19 protein-coding genes and 1 riboswitch are annotated in these 19722 nt (G+C 72.3%); of the genes, 13 read left to right on the top strand and 6 right to left on the bottom strand.

What is annotated here, in order from left to right; genetic code table 11:
- The first annotated feature begins 80 nt into the window (after positions 1–80).
- The 5 genes from phnC to ASG63_RS12150 all read left to right on the top strand — a co-directional run bounded on the left by phnC (position 81) and on the right by ASG63_RS12150 (position 4849).
- A complete protein-coding gene (gene phnC / locus ASG63_RS12170; RefSeq protein ID WP_056216433.1) occupies positions 81–875 on the top strand; it encodes a phosphonate ABC transporter ATP-binding protein in 795 nt (264 codons plus the stop codon).
- Positions 876–905: 30 nt separating this feature from the next.
- Positions 906–1832 carry a phosphonate ABC transporter substrate-binding protein gene (phnD, locus tag ASG63_RS12165; RefSeq protein WP_056216431.1) on the top strand — a complete coding sequence of 309 codons (927 nt, stop codon included), beginning with the start codon at positions 906–908 and terminating at the stop codon, positions 1830–1832.
- Positions 1833–1880: 48 nt separating this feature from the next.
- The gene (gene phnE / locus ASG63_RS12160) at positions 1881–2759 is read left to right on the top strand and encodes a phosphonate ABC transporter, permease protein PhnE (protein WP_056216428.1); all 879 of its coding nucleotides are present in this window, start codon (positions 1881–1883) and stop codon (positions 2757–2759) included.
- Complete coding sequence (phnE, locus tag ASG63_RS12155) at positions 2756–3607, top strand: phosphonate ABC transporter, permease protein PhnE (RefSeq protein ID WP_056216425.1); 852 nt, start codon at positions 2756–2758, stop codon at positions 3605–3607. The genes phnE (ASG63_RS12160) and phnE (ASG63_RS12155) overlap by 4 nt, the downstream gene beginning before the upstream one ends.
- 381 nt (positions 3608–3988) lie before the next feature.
- Positions 3989–4849 (top strand): universal stress protein, encoded by an 861-nt coding sequence (locus ASG63_RS12150; RefSeq protein WP_056216423.1) that lies wholly within the window; start codon positions 3989–3991, stop codon positions 4847–4849.
- A 504-nt stretch (positions 4850–5353) separates the two neighbouring features.
- On the opposite strand, the gene ASG63_RS12145 is transcribed toward ASG63_RS12150, so the two are convergent.
- From ASG63_RS12145 to phnF, 3 genes are all read right to left on the bottom strand, one after another.
- Entirely contained in the window at positions 5354–5869 is a 516-nt protein-coding gene (locus ASG63_RS12145; RefSeq protein WP_056216422.1) for a DUF1993 domain-containing protein, read from the bottom strand.
- A gap of 65 nt (positions 5870–5934) precedes the next feature.
- Entirely contained in the window at positions 5935–7887 is a 1953-nt protein-coding gene (locus ASG63_RS12140) for a YgiQ family radical SAM protein (protein ID WP_156394182.1), read from the bottom strand.
- A gap of 256 nt (positions 7888–8143) precedes the next feature.
- Positions 8144–8890, bottom strand: coding sequence for a phosphonate metabolism transcriptional regulator PhnF (gene phnF / locus ASG63_RS12135; protein WP_056216417.1), 747 nt, complete (start codon positions 8888–8890; stop codon positions 8144–8146).
- A gap of 151 nt (positions 8891–9041) precedes the next feature.
- Between phnF and phnG the strand changes: the two genes are divergently transcribed.
- Genes phnG through phnN form a run of 8 tightly spaced genes read left to right on the top strand, consistent with a single transcriptional unit; the run spans position 9042 to position 15364 of the window.
- Positions 9042–9485 carry a phosphonate C-P lyase system protein PhnG gene (gene phnG, locus ASG63_RS12130; RefSeq protein WP_274534731.1) on the top strand — a complete coding sequence of 148 codons (444 nt, stop codon included), beginning with the start codon at positions 9042–9044 and terminating at the stop codon, positions 9483–9485.
- A complete protein-coding gene (phnH, locus tag ASG63_RS12125; RefSeq protein ID WP_056216414.1) occupies positions 9485–10147 on the top strand; it encodes a phosphonate C-P lyase system protein PhnH in 663 nt (220 codons plus the stop codon). The genes phnG and phnH overlap by 1 nt, the downstream gene beginning before the upstream one ends.
- Positions 10138–11277: a carbon-phosphorus lyase complex subunit PhnI gene (locus ASG63_RS12120; RefSeq protein ID WP_056216411.1), complete on the top strand. Its 1140-nt coding sequence runs from the start codon at positions 10138–10140 to the stop codon at positions 11275–11277. The genes phnH and ASG63_RS12120 overlap by 10 nt, the downstream gene beginning before the upstream one ends.
- On the top strand, positions 11274–12188 hold the full coding sequence (locus ASG63_RS12115; protein ID WP_056216409.1) for an alpha-D-ribose 1-methylphosphonate 5-phosphate C-P-lyase PhnJ: 915 nt from the start codon (positions 11274–11276) through the stop codon (positions 12186–12188). Before ASG63_RS12120 ends, ASG63_RS12115 begins: the two co-directional genes overlap by 4 nt.
- On the top strand, positions 12188–12958 hold the full coding sequence (phnK, locus tag ASG63_RS12110) for a phosphonate C-P lyase system protein PhnK (protein ID WP_056216408.1): 771 nt from the start codon (positions 12188–12190) through the stop codon (positions 12956–12958). The genes ASG63_RS12115 and phnK overlap by 1 nt, the downstream gene beginning before the upstream one ends.
- Positions 12955–13662: a phosphonate C-P lyase system protein PhnL gene (phnL, locus tag ASG63_RS12105; RefSeq protein WP_056216405.1), complete on the top strand. Its 708-nt coding sequence runs from the start codon at positions 12955–12957 to the stop codon at positions 13660–13662. The genes phnK and phnL overlap by 4 nt, the downstream gene beginning before the upstream one ends.
- 23 nt (positions 13663–13685) lie before the next feature.
- Positions 13686–14828 carry an alpha-D-ribose 1-methylphosphonate 5-triphosphate diphosphatase gene (locus ASG63_RS12100; RefSeq protein ID WP_056216404.1) on the top strand — a complete coding sequence of 381 codons (1143 nt, stop codon included), beginning with the start codon at positions 13686–13688 and terminating at the stop codon, positions 14826–14828.
- Positions 14828–15364 carry a phosphonate metabolism protein/1,5-bisphosphokinase (PRPP-forming) PhnN gene (gene phnN / locus ASG63_RS12095; protein WP_056216402.1) on the top strand — a complete coding sequence of 179 codons (537 nt, stop codon included), beginning with the start codon at positions 14828–14830 and terminating at the stop codon, positions 15362–15364. The genes ASG63_RS12100 and phnN overlap by 1 nt, the downstream gene beginning before the upstream one ends.
- 122 nt (positions 15365–15486) lie before the next feature.
- Here the strand turns inward: phnN and pnp are convergent, their stop codons facing one another.
- The 3 genes from pnp to ASG63_RS12080 form a co-directional block, all read right to left on the bottom strand.
- Positions 15487–17658 carry a polyribonucleotide nucleotidyltransferase gene (gene pnp / locus ASG63_RS12090; protein ID WP_056216400.1) on the bottom strand — a complete coding sequence of 724 codons (2172 nt, stop codon included), beginning with the start codon at positions 17656–17658 and terminating at the stop codon, positions 15487–15489.
- Between the two features lie 206 nt (positions 17659–17864).
- Positions 17865–18134 (bottom strand): 30S ribosomal protein S15, encoded by a 270-nt coding sequence (gene rpsO / locus ASG63_RS12085; protein WP_055950756.1) that lies wholly within the window; start codon positions 18132–18134, stop codon positions 17865–17867.
- 218 nt (positions 18135–18352) lie between these two features.
- A complete protein-coding gene (locus tag ASG63_RS12080; protein WP_056216398.1) occupies positions 18353–19408 on the bottom strand; it encodes a threonine aldolase family protein in 1056 nt (351 codons plus the stop codon).
- Positions 19409–19472: 64 nt separating this feature from the next.
- Positions 19473–19585, bottom strand: a riboswitch (SAM-I-IV-variant riboswitch).
- Positions 19586–19722: the final 137 nt, after the last annotated feature.

Genomic DNA, 19722 nt, shown 5'->3' with positions numbered 1-19722 from the left:
TCGATTAGCCGAACAACTGTCATGATCCTGTCGTGCCCCGCGGGTTTACCGGCGTTCATCGTGAAGCGCCGGATACCCGCATGCTGATCCTCGAAGATCTGACGCGCCGTTACGGCGACCGCCGCGCCGTGGAGCGCGTCTCCCTCGCCATCCCCCGCGGCCGCTTCGTCGGCGTGATCGGGCGCTCGGGCGCCGGCAAGTCGACCCTGCTGCGGATGATCAACCGCCTCGCCGAGCCGACGGGCGGCCGCATCCTGTTCGACGGCCTCGACGTCACGGCCCTGCGCGGGCGGGACCTGCGGCGCTGGCGGGCGCGCTGCGCCATGATCTTCCAGCAGTTCCACCTCGTCGGCCGCCTCGACGTGCTCAGCAACGTCCTGATGGGCCGGCTCTCGGAGGTGCCCCGGCACCGCGCGCTGCTCAAGCTCTGGTCCGAGGGCGAGCGCGCCCTGGCCCTGGCCGCCCTCGACGGCTTCGGCATGGGCGACTTCGCCGGGCACCGGGCCGACCAGCTCTCCGGCGGCCAGCAGCAGCGCGTCGCCATCGCGCGGGCGATGATGCAGGCCCCCGACCTGATCCTGGCCGACGAGCCCGTGGCCTCCCTCGACCCGCGCAACACCCGCATCGTCATGGACGCCCTGGCCGAGGCCAACCGGCGCCACGGCATCACGGTCCTGTGCAACCTGCATTCCCTGGATCTGGCCCGCACCTATTGCGACCGCCTCGTCGGCCTCGCCGACGGCCGCCTCGTGTTCGACGGCGCCCCCGCCGACCTCACCGAGGACGTCGCCCGCCAGCTCTACGGGCTGGAGGCGGGCGAGGTCATGGACGCGCCCGCGCGCCGCGCGCCCTACCCCGCCGCCCTCGTCGCCTGAGTCCTGAAACCCTCCATCCGGGAGTTTCCCATGCTGACCCGCCGATCCCTCGCCGGAGCCCTCGCGCTCGCCCTCCTCGCCGCGCCCGCCGCCGCCCAGGACTGGAGTGCGGCCTATCCGGAGCTGACCCTGGCGGTGATCCCGGCCGAGAACGCGTCGGGCACCACCGATCGCTACGCGCCGATGACCGCCTACCTGTCGAAGGCCCTCGGGGTGCCGGTCAAGCTGCGCATCGCCAACGACTACGCCGCCGTGATCGAGAGCCAGCGCGCCGGCAACGCCCAGCTCGCCTTCTACGGCCCCGCCTCCTTCGCCCGCGCGGTGATGACCGGCGTCAAGGTCGAGCCCATCGTCAACCAGCGCCACAACACCGGCGCCTCGGGCTACTATTCGGTGGTCTACGTGCGCGCCGACAGCCCCTACAAGACGATCGAGGACCTCAAGGGCAAGAACCTGGCCCTGGTCGACCCGAACTCCACCTCCGGCAACCAGGCGCCGCGCTTCTTCCTGAACAAGGCCGGCTACCCGGTCGACACGGTCTTCGGCAAGACCGTCTATGCCGGCAGCCACGAGAACGCGGTCCTCGCCCTGGTGCAGGGCACCGTGGACGCGGCGGCCAACCTCTACAACACCGACACCGACACCATGGTCACCCGCATGGCCGCCAAGGGCATGCTGAAGAAGCCCGACGGCACGCCGATGAGCCAGGCCGATTTCCGCGTGGTGTTCAAGTCCGACTTCCTGCCCGAGGGCCCCTTCGCCATGCTGTCGAGCCTGCCCGACGCCCTCAAGGCGAAGATCCGCGAGGCCCTGGTGGCGATGCCCACGGCCGACAAGGCGGCCTTCGACCGGCTCTCGGACGGCAAGGACCAGGGCCTCACCCCCGTGACCCTGAAGGACTACCAGCCGATCATCGAGATGCTGAAGTTCAACGACGACCAGCGCCGCAAATCTTGACCGGACCCGTCACGAGCCGTGGGCGCGGGGGCGCGCCGGGGACGACCGATGCCTGAGCGGATCGCGCCCCTGCCCCCGGACCGGGCCGCCGCCCTGGCGGGGGCCTACGACGCCGTCGTCGCCGCGACCCGGCGCCGGACCTGGGCGGGCTTCGCCGGGCTCGTCGTCCTCACCGGGCTCGCCGCCTGGGCCGCGGAGGTGCGCCCCTGGGTGCTGGCGACCCATCTCGGCCGCTTCACAGACTACATCGTCCAGATCCTGCCGCCCCTGACCTGGGCGAACCTGCCGGGGGACCTGGCCGAATGGTACTGGGGCGGGCCGAAATGGCTCGGGCTCCTGGGGGAGACCCTGCTGATGGCCTATCTCGGCACCCTCCTGGGGGCGATCGGCGGCGTCCTCCTGTGCTTCTCCGCCGCCGCCAACGTGACGGGCAGCCGGACGGCCTGCATCCTGGTGCGGCGCGGGCTCGAATTCTGCCGCACCGTGCCCGAGATCGTGTTCGCGCTGCTCTTCGTCATCGCCTTCGGCCTCGGGCCGATGGTGGGCGTGCTGGCCCTGGCGATCCACAGCACGGGGGCGCTCGGCAAGCTGTTCTCGGAGGTCGTCGAGAACATCGACATGCGGCCGGTGGAGAGCCTCACCGCCGCCGGGGCCGGGCGGATCGAGACCCTGCGCTTCGCCGTGCTGCCGCAGGTGCTGTCGAACTTCGTCTCCTACGGGCTGCTGCGCTTCGAGATCAACGTGCGGGGTGCCGGCGTCATGGGCTTCGTCGGCGCCGGCGGCATCGGGCAGGAGCTCCTCGTGGCGATCCGCAACTTCTACTACGCCGACGTCAGCGCCATCCTGGTCCTGATCATCCTCACCGTGATGGCGATCGACCTCGGCACCGAGCGCCTGCGCCACGGGCTGCTCGGGGGCCTGCGATGACCGGCCCCGACCCGACCCCGGCCGAGATCGCCGCCCTGCGCCGGCGCTTTCCCGACAGCTTCCGGCCGGCCTGGCGGGGGCGCCTCCTGGCGGTCCTGGCGCTGGCCGGCCTCGCCGCCCTGGCGGCCTACGCCCTGGTGCGCCTCGATGTCTCCGGCGCGCGCCTGCTGGCCGGTCTCGGCCGCCTCGGCGAGTTCAGCCTGCTGATGTGGCCGCCCGAGACCGGCGGCCGGGCCTTCGCCTTCCTCCAGGCGCTGGCCGAGACCCTCGGCATCGCCTTCATCGGCACGCTGACGGCCGCGCTCCTGGCCTTTCCCGTGGCGTTCCTGGCCGCCCGCACCGTGGTGCCGAACCCCTTCGTGCACTTCACCGTCCGGCGCGGCCTCGACGTGATGCGCTCCGTCGACGTGCTGATCTGGGCCCTGATCTGGATCAACGTCGTCGGGCTCGGCCCCTTCGCCGGGGCGCTCGCCATCGCGTGCGCGGATGTCGGGGCGCTGGGCAAGCTGTTCTCCGAGGCGGTGGAGACCGCCGACGCCAAGGCCGGCGAGGGCGTCTCCGCCTCCGGCGGCACCGCGCTGCACCGCATCCGCTTCGGGCTGATCCCGGCGGTGCTGCCGGTGCTCGGCAGCCAGGTGCTGTACTTCTTCGAATCGAACACCCGCTCGGCCACCATCATCGGCATCGTCGGCGCGGGCGGCATCGGCCAGTATCTCAGCGAGCTGATCCGCGTCCTCGAACTGCGCCAGGTCGCCTTCCTGATCCTGATGATCCTGGTGACCGTGGCCCTCATCGACGCCGTCTCGGGACGCCTGCGCCGGGCCCTGATCGGCGGGGCCGCGCGCTAGGCGGCCGGTCCCGCGGCGAGATGGGGCGGATCGGGTCTGACGCGGCCCGGATCGTCCGCCCCGGGCCGGCCGGTCGCCGCATGGGGGATCGAGCCGCCGGGCGAACGTCCGAGGCATCGGCGCATCTCGCCGAGGGCGGGCGCCGTCGGGGACGTCCTGCCGGAAAGCTCCCGGGTCGGTACGTCATCGCAGGGGCGGGCTGTCCCGCGCATTCCAGGCCTTCCCGGGTCCGTGGTGGTGCGTCCCGTCTTCGCGGCACGCAGTGGAAATCCCGCCCGGCCGCGTTCGCCGGGATCGGGCCTGCGCGATGACTTGAGGTGGATCAAGGCGGATCGTTCGAAACCGGCCGAGGCTGAGGGCGGCTCAATCGGGAGACGAACGATGTCCCAGGCCGTTCCTTCGCCGCTCTCTGCCATCCGCGACATCCTCGTCGGGACCGCCATCGAATCCGACCGCCCGGAGGCCTCCGCCGCCATCGGCTACGGGCTGACCCTCGCGAGAGCCGCGGGCGCCCACCTGACGGTCCAGTCGGCCTCGTGGCGGCTGACCGGCGACGATGCCTGGCTCGGCGCGTTCGACCTCGACGGCGTGGCCGCCATCGACCGGCGCCTCGATGCGCTGGCTCGCTCCGTCGCGGACCGCGTGGCCGGGGATGCGGCGCAGGCGGGCGTGATCTGCACGGTCGAGACGCCGAGCCTGCCCTTCCCGGAGATCGTGGGCCGGCTCGCGAGGCAGGCGCGCCTGCACGACCTGACGGTCCTCGACGCGGGCTCCCGGACCTACGACATCGACCGCGAGATCGTCGAGAAGGCCCTGTTCATCAGCGGACGCCCCGTCATCGCCGTGCCGCCGGGCATCGAGGCCTTCTCCGCTCAGCGGATCTTCGTGGCCTGGGACGGCAGCGCGCAGGCGGCGCGGGCGGCCAACGACGCTCTGCCGTTCCTGCGCGCGGCCGAGGTGGTGGAGATCGTCTGCGTCGCCGACCCGGAGGACCTCCATGCCGCCGTGCCGGGCGCCGAGTTCGCCCCCCATCTGGCGCGCCACGGCGTGGCCGTCACGGTCGTCGACCTGCCGGTGGCGGACGGCATCGCGGAGACGCTGTGCGACCGGGCGCGGATGCTCCGGGCCGACCTGATCGTGGCCGGCGCCTACCGGCATTCCCCCATCCGGGAGTTCTTCTTCGGCGGCGTCACCCGGGCGCTCCTTCGGGGCAGCCCGGCGGCGCTGTTCCTGGCCCATTGAGGTTCCTGGCCCATTGAGGAGGGCTTCCATGACGATTCCGAGACGACACGCCGGCGGTCGGACCCCGGGACGGGGGGCGCGGGCGAGCGATCCGCCCCGGCCCGGCCCGCGCCGCGCGGGGGAACCGGCATCCCCGGTCCGGCCCGCGCCGCCCGCCGCACCGGCGGTCGCCGGGGATGCCTGCCGAGATCCGTGCCGAACTCCTCGCCCGGATGATTGGATGTGCCCGATGGACGAGGACGACCGGCGCGCGCGGGACGCCGCCTGGGGCTTCGTCGAGTGAGTTCGGGACGTCGTCGGCCCGCCCGCATCCCATCCTCTGCCCGGGGGCAATCGGTCCCCGGGCCGGGACATCCTGGCTCGTCCCGCGCGCGCCCGCCTTGATCCCGCCCGGCCGTCACGATCCGGGTCCTGCCGGGGGGCGGATCGGCCGCCACGGCGTCCACCGGCAGGCCGGCGACGAGCGCCCGGTCTCGGGTTTCGGGTTTCGGGCGCCTGGCGCGCCTACTTCGTCGTGGGGAGGGTCGGCGGGCCGAGATGCTGGAGGTAGTCGATCTTGCCGAGGCCCACCCCGGCGCTGCGGAGGATGCCGTACGCGGTGGTGACGTGGAAGAAGAAGTTCGGAAGCGCGAAGCCGGTGAGATACGCCTGCCCGCTGAAGCGGTATCCCATGCCGTTCGGGAATTTCAGCTCCACCTCGCGCTCCGCGCTCAAGGCGGCCGGATCGACGCCCTCGACGAAGGCGATCGTCCTGGCACAGCGCGCCTGGAGTTCGGCGAAGGTCGTCTCGACGTCGGGCATCGCGGGCGCCTCGATCCCGGCGAGCCGGGCCACCGCGTTCTTCGCGCTGTCGGAGGCCATCTGATACTGGGCCGGCAGGGGCTTCATGTCCGGCGCCAGCCGCCGGCCGATCAACGCGGCCTCCGGCTGTTCCGATGCCGCCTTGTCGAGCCACGCGCTCATGCTGCGCAGGGCGTTGACGAAGATCGGGACGCTGACGTCGCGGATGGGGATGCTCATCCGGGGGGCGTAGGGCACCTGTCGCCCCGGATGCGGTGAGACCGCGCACATGGCGCGCGGGACCGTCACTTCCGCAGCGGCACGCCCTTCGTGGTGAAGCGCGGCGCGCCCGGATGGCGGGCGGGCTGCGGCTGGCCCCGCCCCTTGCCCGCCCCGGAGCCCGTTCCCGACGGCTGCGAGACCGGAACCAGCTGGTCCGGCCGCGGCCCGATGAGATCCGCCCGGCCCATCGCCCGCAGCGCCTCGCGCAGCAGGGGCCAGTTCTCGGGGTCGTGATAGCGCAGGAACGCCTTGTGCAGCCGGCGCTGCCGCAGTCCCTTGATCGCGTCGACCGGTTCGCTGCCGCCGCGCCGTACGCCCTGCAGGGGGTTGATCTCGGTGTGGTACATGGTCGTCGCCGTCGCCATGGGCGAGGGCAGGAAGGTCTGGACCTGATCGGCGCGGTAGTCGTTCTTCTTGAGCCAGAGGGCGAGGTTGAGCATGTCCGCGTCGGTCGTGCCCGGATGGGCCGCGATGAAGTACGGGATCAGGTAGTACTTCTTCCCGGCCTTCTGGGCGGCGGCGTCGAACATCTCCTTGAAGCGGTCGTAGGTGCCGATGCCCGGCTTCATCATCAGGTCGAGGGGGCCGCGCTCGGTGTGCTCGGGGGCGATCTTGAGACGGCCGCCGACGTGGTGGGTCACGAGCTCCTCGACGTATTCGGGGCTCCGGACCGCGAGGTCGTAGCGCACGCCGGAGGCGACCATCACCTTCTTGACGCCCTCCACCTCGCGGACCTTGCGGTAGAGCCGGATCAGGTCGTCGTGCGAGGTGTTCAGATTCGGGCAGATGTCGGGGAAGACGCAGGAGGGCAGCCGGCAGGCCGCCTCGATCTTCGGGTCCTTGCAGGCCATCCGGTACATGTTCGCCGTCGGCCCGCCGACATCCGAGATCACGCCCGTGAAGCCCGGCGTCTTGTCGCGAATGTGCTCGATCTCGCGCAGGATCGAACCCTCCGAGCGGTTCTGGATGACGCGGCCCTCGTGCTCGGTGATGGAGCAGAAGGTGCAGCCGCCGAAGCAGCCGCGCATGATCGTCACCGAGAACTTGATCATGTCCCAGGCGGGGATCTTGGCGTCGCCGTAGGACGGATGGGGCGCGCGGGCGTAGGGCAGGTCGTAGACCGCATCCATCTCGTCGCTGGAGAGCGGGATCGGCGGCGGGTTCAGCCACAGGTCGCGGTCGCCGTGGCGCTGGACGAGGGGGCGCGCGTTGCCGGGATTGGCCTCCCGGTGCAGCACCCGCGAGGCGCGGGCATAGGCCTCCTTGTCGTCCTTGACCTCGTCGTAGGCGGGGAGCCGGATCACGGTCTCGCCGGGGCGGCGGCTGGCGGCCTCGTCGGCCGAATCGAGGTCGTCGGCGGGCAACTCGGTGTAGGGCTCGGGCACCCGGCGGAACAGGGCGACGCCCCGGACGGAGTGGAGATCCTGCGGGGCCTCGCCGGCCGCGAGGCGGTTGGCCACCTCGACCACGGCGCGCTCGGCATTGCCGTAGAGGAGCAGGTCGGCCTTGGCATCCGCCAGGATCGAGCGGCGCACCTTGTCGGACCAGTAATCGTAATGGGCGATGCGGCGCAGCGAGGCCTCGATGCCGCCGAGGATGATCGGCACGTCCTTGTAGGCCTCGCGGCAGCGCTGCGTGTAGACGATGGTGCAGCGGTCCGGCCGGGCGCCGCCTTCGCCTCCGGCCGTATAGGCGTCGTCGCTGCGCAGGCGCCGGTCCGCCGTGTAGCGGTTCACCATCGAATCGAGGTTGCCGCCGGTGACGCCGAAGAACAGCGTCGGCCGGCCCAGGGCCTTGAACGGCTCCGCCGATTGCCAGTCCGGCTGCGCGATGATGCCGACCCGGAAGCCCTGCGCCTCGAGCAGCCGGCCGATGATGGCCATGCCGAAGCTCGGGTGGTCCACGTAGGCGTCCCCCGTCACCAGGACGATGTCGCAGGCGTCCCACCCGAGCCGGTCCATCTCGGCGCGGCTCATGGGCAGGAACGGCGCCGCCGTCCGGTTCAGCGGCGGCGTGCAGGCGAGGGGAGCCACGGAGCGACTCACGGGAGCTTGGAGGTCCATGGGGCCCGTGCATAGACCGCCCGGGCCACGATCTCAACGAAGCCCGCGGCGGCCGGGTGCCGCGACCACATCGGACCGGCCGCGACGCCGTGCCCGTCCGCCTCGTCCGTCTCCTGGCCTTTCCCGTACTGCCAGCACGTCGCCCGCCCCGGCCGAATCGGAGCCCGCCTCACTCCACCACCAGCTCCACCCGGTCGGCGGCGAAGAGGCTGCGGGTGGCCTGGATGCGGGTGCCCGCGCCGTCCACGTTCACGCTCGACAGGGCGATCAGGGTGCGGCCGGGGGCGATGTCCAGGCGCTCCGCCTCCTCGGGGCTGGCCGGGCGGGCGCCGATTCGGGTGGAGAGGCGGGTGTAGTCGGCCACCCCGAAGCCCGCATAGGCGCGGGTGAGCGAGCCGCTGGCGGCGTAGGCGGCGTCGAAGCCGGTAAAGCGCGGCAGGGGCAGGCAGGTCCGGGCCGTCGAGATCGGGGCGCCGTCGGCCCGGTGCACGGTGAGGAGTTCGAGGATCGGCGCGCCCGGGGCGATCCCCAGGGCCTCGGCCCAGTCCGCATCCGCCGGGTTGGTGGCGGCCGCGATCAGGTCGCCCCAGGCCTCGCGCCCGGTGCGCGAGACGATCTCGGAGAAGCGGGTGCGCGGGCCGATCGGGTAGGCGATCGGGCCCTGCTCCACGAAGCTGCCCCGCCCCTGCGTGGTCCGCACCAGCCCGCCCTCGGCGAGCACGCCGAGCGCCCGGCGCACCGTGTGCCGGTTCACGCCGAAGCGCGCGGCGAGCGCCGCTTCGGCCGGCAGCTGCGCCCCGGCCGCCAGGGTCCCGCCGCGGATCTCGTCCGCCAGGGCGTCCGCGATCTGCCGCCAGGCGGCGAGGCCGCCCCCGCGCTGGAGCGCCGTCACGCGGCTGTCGCCCGCCTCGGTCATGGGTGGCTCGCGTGCGTCGTCTGCATGGTGTCCTCGAAATGCACGGTGTCCTCGAAAGCCCTTGCGCCCGATCATCCGCTTGTCTACACATATAGACAGGTTTGGAGACCGACCGATGCCGAGCGCCAGCCAAACACCACCCGGGCCCGGGATGCCAGACCTTGCCCCGCGCCAGCGGGCGATGGCGCGGGCCGGCCAGGCCTCCGCAGACGAGTTGCTGGCCGCCCTGGCGCGGGCCGGCGCCGCCCCCGAGGCGGAGGACCTGCGGGCGCCCGAGACGGGCCTCGTCATGGTCCGCGGGCGGATCGGCGGCGACGGCCGGCCCTTCAACGCCGGCGAGGCCACGGTGACCCGGGCGGCGGTGCGCCTGCCCGGGGGCGAGACCGGCTTCGCCTACCATCTCGGCCGCGACCGGGCCCGCGCCCGCCTCGCCGCCATCCTGGATGCCCACTGGCAGCGCCCGGAGGCGCGGCCGGCCCTCGAGGCGGCGCTGGCGGAGATCGCCGGCCGCCGGGCGGAGGCGGCGCAACGGGCCGCCCGGAAGGCGGCGGCCACCCGGGTCACCTTCTTCACCCTGGCGCGGGGCGAGGATTGATGGCGCATAGGCTCGCCCCCGGCTTCGCCGATCCCGTCCACGAAGGCCAGGCCGTCTTCCGCGCCGCGATGGAGGCCCTGAGCCGGCCCGGGCGGATCCGCCCTCTGGTCACCGCCCTGGCGCCGCCCGGCCCCCTCACCCCCGAGCTCGCGGCCCTGGCCCTGGCGCTGACCGACGCCGACACGCCGGTCTGGCTCGATGCGCCGCTCCGGGCGGACCCGGCGGTCGCCGGCTTCCTGCGCTTCCACACCGGGGCGCCCCTGGTCGCGGCCCCCGCAGAGGCCGCCTTCGCACTGATCGCCGATCCGGCCCATTGCCCGCCCTTCACGAATTTCGCCCAAGGCACCCCCGCCTACCCGGATGCCTCCGCCACGCTGATCCTGGCCGTCGACACCCTCTCCGACGAGGCAGGGCCGGGTTTCACGGGGCCGGGTTTCGCGGGGCAGGTTTTCGCGGGACCCGGCATCCGCGGCACGGCGCGGCTCGACGCCGGCCCCCTGCCTGCCGCCTGGGCCGCGCGCTGGGCCGCGAACCATGCGGGCTTCCCGCTCGGGATCGACTGTCTGTTCGTGGCGCCGGGGCGCCTCGCCGGGCTGCCGCGCTCGACCCGGCCCGTCGCCGCCGAAGCTTTGCCGGGTTCGGAGGCTCTGCCATGTACGTAGCGGTCAAGGGCGGCGAGGCCGCCATCGACAACGCCCACCGCCTCCTGGCCGAGGTCCGGCGCGGCGACCCGGCCGTGCCCGAGCTCACCGTGGCGCAGATCCGCGAGCAGATGCGCCTCCTCGTCGACCGGGTGATGACCGAGGGCTCCCTCTACGATCCCGATCTGGCCGCCCTCGCCCTGAAGCAGGCCCGGGGCGACGTGGTCGAAGCGGTGTTCCTGGTGCGGGCCTACCGCACCACCCTGCCGCGCTTCGGCGCCACCGAGCCGGTCGACACCGGCGCGATGACCCTGGCGCGGCGCATCTCCGCCACCTTCAAGGACCTGCCCGGCGGGCAGGTGCTCGGCCCGACCTTCGACTACACCCACCGCCTCGTGGATTTCGGCCTGGCCGACGGGGATTCGCGAGACCGCTCCCCCGATCCCGCCGCCGAGGCGGAGCCGGAGGCCGATGCCGCCGCCTGCTCGCGGGTCACCGACCTCCTGGGGCAGGCCGGCCTGCTCGAACCCTCGCCCCCGGACGCGGGCGCCCCCGTGGGCGACCTCACCCGCGAGCCGGTGGACTACCCCGTCGACCGGGCGGTGCGGCTCCAGGGGCTGGCCCGGGGCGACGAGGGCTTCCTCCTCGCCCTCGGCTACTCGACGCAGCGCGGCTACGGCCGCACCCACCCCTTCGTCGGCGAGATCCGGGTCGGGGCGGTGGACCTCGAATTCACCCCGGAGGAACTCGGCTTTCCGGTCGGCCTCGGCACGGTGGACCTGACCGAGTGCCAGATGATCAACCAGTTCCACGGCCACGGGGCGGTGCCGCCGCAATTCACCCGGGGCTACGGCCTCGTCTTCGGCCAGGGCGAGCGCAAGGCCATGGCCATGGCCCTGGTCGACCGCTCGCTCCGGGCCGCCGAACTCGGCGAGGCCGTGGCGGTGCCGGCCCAGGACCAGGAATTCGTGCTGGCCCATTGCGACAGCCTGCAGGCCACGGGCTTCGTCGAGCACATGAAGCTGCCGCACTACGTGGATTTCCAGGCCGAGCTCGACCTGGTGCGGCGCCTGCGCGCCGAGCACGCCGCCCGGGCGGCGGCGCCTCCGCCCGAATCCGACGAATCGCCGCTGCGGGAGGCCGCCGAATGAACCCGTCCAATCCCGCCGCGGCGCCCGCCGCCGCCCCCGTCTCGGCCGGCCCCGGCTACAGCTTCGCCTATCTCGACGCGGGCACGAAGCGGATGATCCGCCGAGCCATCCTCAAGGCCATCGCGATCCCGGGCTACCAGGTGCCCTTCGCCGCCCGCGAGATGCCGATGCCCTACGGCTGGGGCACCGGCGGCGTGCAGGTCACCGCCGCGATCCTCGGCGCCGCCGACGTCCTCAAGGTGATCGACCAGGGCGCCGACGACACCACCAACGCGGTCTCGATCCGGCGCTTCTTCACCGCCACCGCGGGAATCGCCACGACGACGCGCACGGCCGAGGCCAGCGTGATCCAGACCCGCCACCGCATCCCGGAGGCGCCGCTCGTCGAGGGGCAGGTCCTCGTCTACCAGGTGCCGATCCCCGAGCCCCTGCGCTTCCTCGAACCGCGCGAGACCGAGACGCGCCAGCTCCACGCGCTGGCCGAGTACGGCCTCATGCACGTGAAGCTCTACGAGGACATCGCCCGCCACGGCCACATCGCCACCACCTACGCCTATCCGGTGGAGGTGGCCGGCCGCTACGTGATGGACCCCTCCCCGACCCCGAAATTCGACAACCCCAAGATGGACGACTGCCCCGCCCTCCAGCTCTTCGGCGCTGGGCGCGAGAAGCGCATCTACGCGATCCCGCCCTACACGCGGGTGCGCAGCCTCGACTTCGAGGACCACCCCTTCCGGGTCCAGAGCTTCGACCGCCCCTGCGCCCTCTGCGGCGCCGAGGGCGTCTATCTCGACGAGGTCGTCCTCGACGATGCCGGCGGGCGGATGTTCGTCTGCTCGGACACCGACCATTGCGAGAGCTGCCTTGGCGAGACTCGCCGCGCCGACGGTCAGACCGGGGAGGCCGCGTGATGGACCCGCTCCTGAGCGTCGAGGGCCTGACCAAGCGCTACGGCCGGCGCCTCGCCTGCGACGGCATCGGCTTCACCCTCGACCCCGGCGAGGTCCTGGCGGTGGTCGGCGAATCCGGCTCCGGCAAGTCGACCCTGCTCTCGCTCGTCGCCGGCGAGGTCGCGGCCGATGCCGGATCGGTCGCCTACCGCCTGCGCGACGGCGCGACGCGCGACCTCGATACGCTGAGCGCGGTCGAGCGCCGCGCGCTCATGCGCACGGATTGGGGGTTCGTGCGCCAGGACGCGACGCAGGGCCTGCGCATGGCGGTCTCGGCCGGGGGCAATGTCGGCGAGCGCCTGATGGGCATCGGCGACCGCCATTACGGCCGCATCCGCGCCACCGCCCTCGACTGGCTAGCCCGGGTCGAGATCGCCCCCGACCGGGTCGACGACCCGCCGACGCGCTTCTCCGGCGGCATGCGCCAGCGCCTGCAGATCGCCCGCAACCTCGTCACCGCCCCCCGCCTCGTCCTCATGGACGAGCCGACCTCGGGCCTCGACGTCTCGGTCCAGGCCCGCCTCCTCGACCTGATCCGGGGCCTGGTGGCCGAGCTCGGCCTCGCGGTCATCATCGTCACCCACGACCTGGCCGTGGCGCGCCTGCTCTCGCACCGCGTCCTCGTCATGCGGGCGGGCCGGGTGATCGAGACCGGCCTGACCGACCAGGTCCTCGACGATCCGCAGGCCGCCTACACCCAGCTCCTCGTCTCCTCGGTGCTCGCCGCATGACGCCTCCCCTCCTCGCCTTCGAAGACGTGGCCAAGAGCTTCACCCTGCACCTGCGCGGCGGCGCCGTGCTGCCCGTCATCGCCGGCGCCACCCTGGCGGTCCGTCCGGGCGAGTGCGTCGTGCTCGGCGGCGCCTCCGGCGCGGGCAAGTCCTCCCTGCTGAAGATGGCCTACGGCAACTATCGCTGCGCCGCCGGGGCGATCCGGGTCCGCGACGGGGCCCGCATCGTCGACCTCGCCACGGCCGCGCCGCGCGAGATCCTGGGGCTGCGCCGCACCACGCTGTCCTACGTCTCGCAGTTCCTGCGGGTGATTCCCCGGGTCGGCGCCCGCGCCGTGGTGGAGGCCGCCGGCCTCGAGGGCGGCCTCGCCCCCGCGGCGGCCCGGACCCGGGCGGGCGACCTCCTGGCCCGCCTCAACCTGCCCGAGCGCCTCTGGGCCCTCCCGCCCGCCACCTTCTCGGGGGGCGAGCAGCAGCGGGTGAACATCGCCCGCGGCCTCATCGCCGACCGGCCCATCCTGCTCCTGGACGAGCCCACCGCCTCCCTCGACGCGCGGAACCGCGCCGTGGTGGTGGACCTCATCGCCGAGAAGCGGGCCGCCGGCACCGCCATCCTCGGCATCTTCCACGATGCGGACGTGCGCGAGGCGGTGGCGACGCGCATCGTCGACGTCTCGGCCTTCCACGGGGCGCTGGCGGCATGATTCGGGATCGGGAACAGGCAAGCATGACGGACCGGGTCCAGATCCTCGAGAACGCCCGCCTGGTCCTGCCCGACCGGGTCGAGGACGGCTGGCTCGCCGTGGTCGACGGGCGCATCGCCGAGATCGGCACCGGTCGCGCCCCCGAGCGCGGCCTCGACTGCGCCGGCGACACCCTCATCCCGGGCCTCGTCGAGCTCCACACCGACCACCTGGAGAGCCACTACGCCCCGCGCCCCGGCGTGCGCTGGCATCCCCTCGGGGCGGTGCTGGCCTACGATGCGCAGATCGCGGCGTCGGGCATCACCACGGTGTTCGACTCGCTGCGCGCCGGCACCGACCCGGACGGCAGCGGCCTCGGCACCGAGCTGGAGCTGCTCGCCGCCGCCCTGGCGGAGGCCGGGGAGGCCGGCCTGTTCCGGGCCGAGCACCGCACGCACCTGCGCTGCGAGATCCCCTCCCCCGACGTGGTCGAGACCGTGCGCGCCTTCGCGGGGCGCTACCCCATCGGCCTGCTGTCGCTGATGGACCACACGCCGGGTCAGCGCCAGTTCCGTGACGTCGACAAGTACTTCGTGTATGCTGGGCGCGGCGGTCGCTCCCTCGAGGAGATAAAACGCAGCACCGCCCGCAAGATGCGCGACGGCCGCGCCCTCAACGCCGTGAACCGGCCCGCCCTGGTGGCCCTCGCCCACGCGCACGGCATCCCCCTAGCCAGCCACGACGACACCACCCTGGCCGATGTCGCGCTGTCGCGGGAGGAATCGGTGGTCCTCGCCGAGTTCCCCACCACCCTGGAGGCGGCGGAGGCTTCGCACGCGGCCGGCATCACCGTGATGATGGGGGCGCCCAACCTGATCCGGGGCGGCTCGCATTCCGGCAACGTCGCGGCCCATACCCTGGCGGAGGCCGGCACCCTCAGCATCCTATCCTCGGACTACGTGCCGGCGAGCCTGCTGATGGCGGCTTTCGGGCTGCCCGAGCGCGTCCCCGGGATCACCCTGCCGGACGCCATCGCCACCGTGACGGCGAACCCCGCCCGCGCCACCGGCCTGACCGATCGCGGCCGGCTGGCGCCGGGCCTGCGCGCCGACCTCGTCCGCGTCCGCCTCGCCCGGGGCGTGCCGGTGGTGCGCCAGGTGTGGCGCGCCGGCGAGCGGGTGGTGTGATGGCGGGCGGCTTCGCCCTCGTGGTCGGCCCGAGCGGGGCCGGCAAGGACACCCTGCTGCGGCTGGCGCGGGACGCGCTGGGCGGTGATCCCCGTTTCGTCTTCCCGCGCCGCCTCATCACCCGCGCACCCTCGGCCCACGAGGACAACGTCGCCCTCACGGAGGAGGCCTTCACCGAAGGCGCCGCCGCCGGCGCCTTCGCCCTGCACTGGCGGGCGCACGGTCTCGGCTACGCGATTCCCGGCAACGCCGTGGAGCCGGCGCGGGCCGGACGGCTGGTGGTCTGCAACGTTTCCCGCCGGATCGTCGAGGAGGCGCGGCGGACCCTGCCACAGGTCGGCGTCGTCGCCATCACGGCGGCCCCCGAGGTGCTGGCCCGGCGCCTCGCCGCCCGCGCCCGGCCCGAGGACGGCGACCTGCGCACCCGCCTCGACCGCGTCGTCCCGATCGCGGCCGAGTGCACGATCTGGAACGATCGCGATCCGGACAGCGCCGCCGCCGTGCTGGTCGCGCACCTGCGGGAGCGGGCGGCCTGAGCCTCGGCCGATCGCGGGTCAAGGCGCTGTCCAAACGAGAAGAGCGCGGCCCCGGCGGGACCGCGCTCTTCTCGTTCTGACCGTGCGGCCGGGCGCTCGCGCACCCGGCCGGATCGGATGGCCTACGCCTCCTGGCGAGGTCCGCGGGCGCGGTCCTGCTCGGCGTTGCGCTCGGCCTTGAGCTTCTCGGTGAGGTCCTCGCCGGTCTCCTGGTCGACGACCTTCATGGACAGGCGGATCTTGCCGCGGTCGTCCTGGCCGAGGAACTTCACCTTGACCTTCTGGCCCTCCTTGACGACGTCCGTCACCTTGGCGACCCGCTGGGCGGCGAGCTCCGAGATGTGGACGAGGCCGTCCTTGGCGCCGAAGAAGTTCACGAAAGCGCCGAACTCCATCGTCTTCACGACGGTGCCGTCATAGATCATGCCCGGCTCGGCCTCCGCCACGATGGACCGGATCCAGTTGTAGGCGGCCTTGATGGCCTTGCCGTCGCTGGAGGCGATCTTCACCGTGCCGGTGTCGTCGATGTTGATCTTGGCGCCGGTCTTCTCGACGATCTCGCGGATCACCTTGCCGCCGGTGCCGATCACTTCCCGGATCTTGTCGGTGGGGATCTGCATGGTCTCGATGCGCGGCGCGTACTCGCCGAGCTCGGGACGGGCATCGGTCAGGGCCTTCGCCATCTCGCCGAGGATGTGGACGCGGCCTTCCTGCGCCTGATGCAGGGCGACCTTCATGATCTCCTCGGTGATGCCCGCGATCTTGATGTCCATCTGCAGCGAGGTGATGCCGGCTTCCGTGCCCGCCACCTTGAAGTCCATGTCGCCGAGGTGATCCTCGTCGCCGAGGATGTCGGACAGCACGGCGTAGCGCTCACCCTCGAGGATGAGGCCCATGGCGATGCCCGCCACCGGACGGCGCAGGGGCACGCCCGCATCCATCAGCGACAGCGAGGCGCCGCAGACGGAGGCCATCGAGGAGGAGCCGTTGGACTCGGTGATCTCGGACACGACGCGGATCGTGTACGGGAACTCGTGGGCCGGCGGCAGCACGGGGTGTACGGCGCGCCAGGCGAGCTTGCCGTGGCCGATCTCGCGACGGCCCGGGGAGCCCATGCGGCCGGTCTCGCCCACCGAGTAGGGGGGGAAGTTGTAGTGCAGCAGGAAGGTCTCCTTGTAGGTGCCTTCCAGCGCGTCGATGAACTGCTCGTCCTCGCCGGTGCCGAGGGTGGCGACCACGAGGGCCTGGGTCTCGCCGCGGGTGAAGAGCGAGGAACCGTGGGCGCGGGGTAGCACGCCGACCTGGGACTCGATCGGGCGCACGGTGCGCACGTCGCGTCCGTCGATGCGGGACCCCGTGTCGAGGATGTTCCAGCGCACGACCTTCGACTGCGCTTCCTTGAACGCGGCCTTGACCTTCTCGGCCGGGAAACGGGCCTCGCCCTCGGCGGGGCAGAGCGCGGCCATCACCTTCGCCTTCACGGCGTCGACGGCGGCGTAGCGCTCCTGCTTGACGGTGTTCTTGTATGCGGCGCGCAGGTCGGCCTCGCACACGTCGAGGACGGCCTGCTCCACGTCGCCGTTCTCCGGCGCCTGGAAGTTGCGGGGCTCCTTGGCGGCCTTCTCGGCGAGGCGGATGATCGCCTCGATGACCGGCTGGAAGTGCTTGTGGCCGAACATCACGGCGCCGAGCATGACCTCCTCGCCGAGTTCCTTGGCCTCGGACTCGACCATCAGGACGGCGTCCTGGGTGCCGGCGACGACGAGGTCGAGGGTCGAGGCCTCGAGGTCGGCCACGTGCGGGTTCAGGGTGTACTGGCCGTTGACGTAGCCGACGCGGGCGGCGCCGATCGGGCCCATGAAGGGCACGCCCGACAGGGTCAGGGCGGCGGAGGCCGCGACCATCGCGAGGATGTCGGGGTCGTTCTCGAGGTCGTGGGTCAGGACGGTGACGACCACCTGGGTGTCGTTGCGCCAGCCCTCGACGAAGAGGGGGCGGATCGGGCGGTCGATCAGGCGGGAGACCAGGGTCTCCTTCTCGGACGGACGGCCTTCGCGCTTGAAGTACCCGCCGGGGATTCGGCCGGCGGCGTAGGCGCGCTCCTGGTAGTTCACCGTGAGGGGCAGGAAATCGATGCCGGCCTTGGGCTCCTTGCCGGACACGACGGTGGCGAGCACCGAGGTCTCGCCGTAGGTCGCCATGACGGAACCGTCGGCCTGGCGGGCGACCTTGCCCGTCTCGAGGACGAGCTTGCGGTCGCCCCACATCAGCTCTTCGCGTTGGATATCGAACATATGTCTAGCCTTCCTGCGGTCGGGCGAACCCGGCGCCGTCAGGGGCAAGATGGCGGGGGGCGCCGCGCGCCGCGCCCCCCGCGATCCTGTCCCCGACGCATCCGCCTTCAAGTCGCCCGGGTCTTCGGGTGGCCGGACCCATTCCGGCAGCCCGAACTGTCAAAACGCGGTCCCGGGCCGGGCCCGGAACCGCGTGAACGCCGTGTTTAGCGGCGGATGCCGAGACGCTCGATGAGGCTGCGGTAGCGGGCCTCGTCCTTGCGCTTGACGTAGTCGAGCAGCGAGCGGCGCTGCGAGACCATCTTCAGGAGTCCGCGGCGGGAATGGTTGTCCTTGCCATGGGTCTTGAAGTGGCCGGTGAGGTTGGTGATCCGCTCGGTGAGGATCGCCACCTGGACCTCCGGAGAACCGGTGTCCTTGCCGCCGGTCGCGTATTCCTTGATGAGCGCGGTCTTGCGCTCTGCCGTGATCGACATCGCAGTGCCTTTCGGTCCGGGTTTTCGGAAACGGGCGGCCTCGTCAGGAGGGCCGCGCCACGCTCGCGGAAGGCCGGTGCCGGGATGTCGTCCAGCACGGTCAGGCCCACAAGCAGCTTGTGCCCCGGCCCCGTTCATACGGGTCGGAGCGGCGCGGACCATACACGAAACCGGCCCTGACGCCAGCCCTCCGTCCGTCGCAGGGAGAAATCGACGTCTCAGGCCGCCACGGAGACCGAGGCGCCCACGGCGCGGATGTCCGCCGCCAGGGCCTCGATCCGGGCCGGGTCCGAATCCCAGGCGAACATGAAACGGGCACCGCCGCCGATGAAGGTGTAGAAGCGCCAGCCCCGGGCGCGCAGGGCCTCGAGGTGCTCGGGCGCGGCGCGCAGGAACACGGCGTTGGCCTCCACCGGGAACATCAGGTCGAAGGCCGCCACATCGGCCACGGCGGCGGCGAGGCTCTGCGCGCATGCATTGGCGTGGGTCGCGTGACGCAGCCAGGCCCCGTCCTCCAGCACCCCGACCCAGGGAGCGGAGAGGAAGCGCATCTTCGAGGCGAGCTGCCCCGCCTGCTTGCAGCGGTAGCCGAAATCCTCCGCCAGGGCGGCGTCGAAGAACAGGATCGCCTCGCCCGCCGCCATGCCGTTCTTGGTGCCGCCGAAGCAAAGGAGGTCGACGCCGGCCTTCCAGGTCATGTCGGCGGGGCTGCAGCCGAGGCTGGCACAGGCATTGGCGAAGCGCGCCCCGTCCATGTGGAGGCGCAGGCCGAGATCCCGGCAGGTGGCGGCGATCGCCCGGATCTCGGCGAGGCTGTAGAGCTGCCCCGTCTCGGTGGGCTGGGTGATCGTGACCACGCGGGGCTTGGGGAAATGGATGTCCGAGCGCCCCGTGGCGACGCCCCGGATCAGGGCCGGGTCGAGCTTGCCGTCGGGGCTCGCCACCACGAGCAGCTTCGAGCCGTTGGAGAAGAACTCGGGCGCGCCGCACTCGTCCGTTTCGACATGGGCCGAGGCCGAGCAAATGACGCTGTGGTAGGATTGGCAGAGAGAGGCCAGGGCCAGGGCGTTGGCGGCGGTGCCGTTGAAGGCGAAGAAGACGTCGGCGGCGTCCGTCTCGAACAGGGTCCTGAAGGTGTCGGCCGCCCGCTTCGTCCACGGGTCTTCGCCGTAGGCCGGTACCGAGCCGCGATTGGCCGCGTCCATGGCGGCCCAGGCCTCGGGGCAGATGCCGGCGTAGTTGTCGCTCGCGAATTGCTGGGGCTCGGGGGGCATGGGTCGCTCTCGTCTGGCCAAGGTCCGCATCGGGAGTGCAGCGGCCGGCCGAACAGAGATATGGCGAAGCCCGTTTGGTTGCCGGTCCGGCCACATCCCCGCCGATTGCCGGAGGGTGCCACCTTGCCCGGGGGAGCAGGTTGGCGTCAGGGATCGCCCCGACTCTTGATGCGGCCCATGATTTACCAGAGGGGTCCGGCTCTGACAACACGGGCAGGTTGCCGCCTGGTGCGGGAACTAGATCGTGGCGTGAAATCCGGGGCGAGTGCTCGGCACCCCCTGCCTGGCCCGGGACTTGCCCCGACTGGCCCGCG

The sequence above is a fragment of the Methylobacterium sp. Leaf94 genome (assembly GCF_001426045.1).
Lineage (GTDB): Bacteria > Pseudomonadota > Alphaproteobacteria > Rhizobiales > Beijerinckiaceae > Methylobacterium.
Note: the sequence above shows the minus strand (reverse complement) of the source record. Positions and strands in the feature narration are given on the sequence as shown.

Bases quoted from the DNA above. Each gene is read 5' to 3' on its own strand.
- ASG63_RS12145 (WP_056216422.1), bottom strand. From the start codon at position 5,869: ATGAGCATCCCCATCCGCGACGTCAGCGTCCCGATCTTCGTCAACGCC.
- ASG63_RS12140 (WP_156394182.1), bottom strand. From the start codon at position 7,887: ATGAGCCGCGCCGAGATGGACCGGCTCGGGTGGGACGCCTGCGACATC.
- phnF (WP_056216417.1), bottom strand. From the start codon at position 8,890: ATGACCGAGGCGGGCGACAGCCGCGTGACGGCGCTCCAGCGCGGGGGC.
- phnL (WP_056216405.1), top strand. From the start codon at position 12,955: ATGACGCCTCCCCTCCTCGCCTTCGAAGACGTGGCCAAGAGCTTCACC.
- pnp (WP_056216400.1), bottom strand. From the start codon at position 17,658: ATGTTCGATATCCAACGCGAAGAGCTGATGTGGGGCGACCGCAAGCTC.
- phnH (WP_056216414.1), top strand. From the start codon at position 9,485: ATGGCGCATAGGCTCGCCCCCGGCTTCGCCGATCCCGTCCACGAAGGC.
- phnE (WP_056216425.1), top strand. From the start codon at position 2,756: ATGACCGGCCCCGACCCGACCCCGGCCGAGATCGCCGCCCTGCGCCGG.
- phnN (WP_056216402.1), top strand. From the start codon at position 14,828: ATGGCGGGCGGCTTCGCCCTCGTGGTCGGCCCGAGCGGGGCCGGCAAG.
- ASG63_RS12115 (WP_056216409.1), top strand. From the start codon at position 11,274: ATGAACCCGTCCAATCCCGCCGCGGCGCCCGCCGCCGCCCCCGTCTCG.
- rpsO (WP_055950756.1), bottom strand. From the start codon at position 18,134: ATGTCGATCACGGCAGAGCGCAAGACCGCGCTCATCAAGGAATACGCG.
- ASG63_RS12120 (WP_056216411.1), top strand. From the start codon at position 10,138: ATGTACGTAGCGGTCAAGGGCGGCGAGGCCGCCATCGACAACGCCCAC.
- phnD (WP_056216431.1), top strand. From the start codon at position 906: ATGCTGACCCGCCGATCCCTCGCCGGAGCCCTCGCGCTCGCCCTCCTC.
- ASG63_RS12150 (WP_056216423.1), top strand. From the start codon at position 3,989: ATGTCCCAGGCCGTTCCTTCGCCGCTCTCTGCCATCCGCGACATCCTC.
- phnC (WP_056216433.1), top strand. From the start codon at position 81: ATGCTGATCCTCGAAGATCTGACGCGCCGTTACGGCGACCGCCGCGCC.
- ASG63_RS12080 (WP_056216398.1), bottom strand. From the start codon at position 19,408: ATGCCCCCCGAGCCCCAGCAATTCGCGAGCGACAACTACGCCGGCATC.
- ASG63_RS12100 (WP_056216404.1), top strand. From the start codon at position 13,686: ATGACGGACCGGGTCCAGATCCTCGAGAACGCCCGCCTGGTCCTGCCC.
- phnG (WP_274534731.1), top strand. From the start codon at position 9,042: ATGCCAGACCTTGCCCCGCGCCAGCGGGCGATGGCGCGGGCCGGCCAG.
- phnE (WP_056216428.1), top strand. From the start codon at position 1,881: ATGCCTGAGCGGATCGCGCCCCTGCCCCCGGACCGGGCCGCCGCCCTG.
- phnK (WP_056216408.1), top strand. From the start codon at position 12,188: ATGGACCCGCTCCTGAGCGTCGAGGGCCTGACCAAGCGCTACGGCCGG.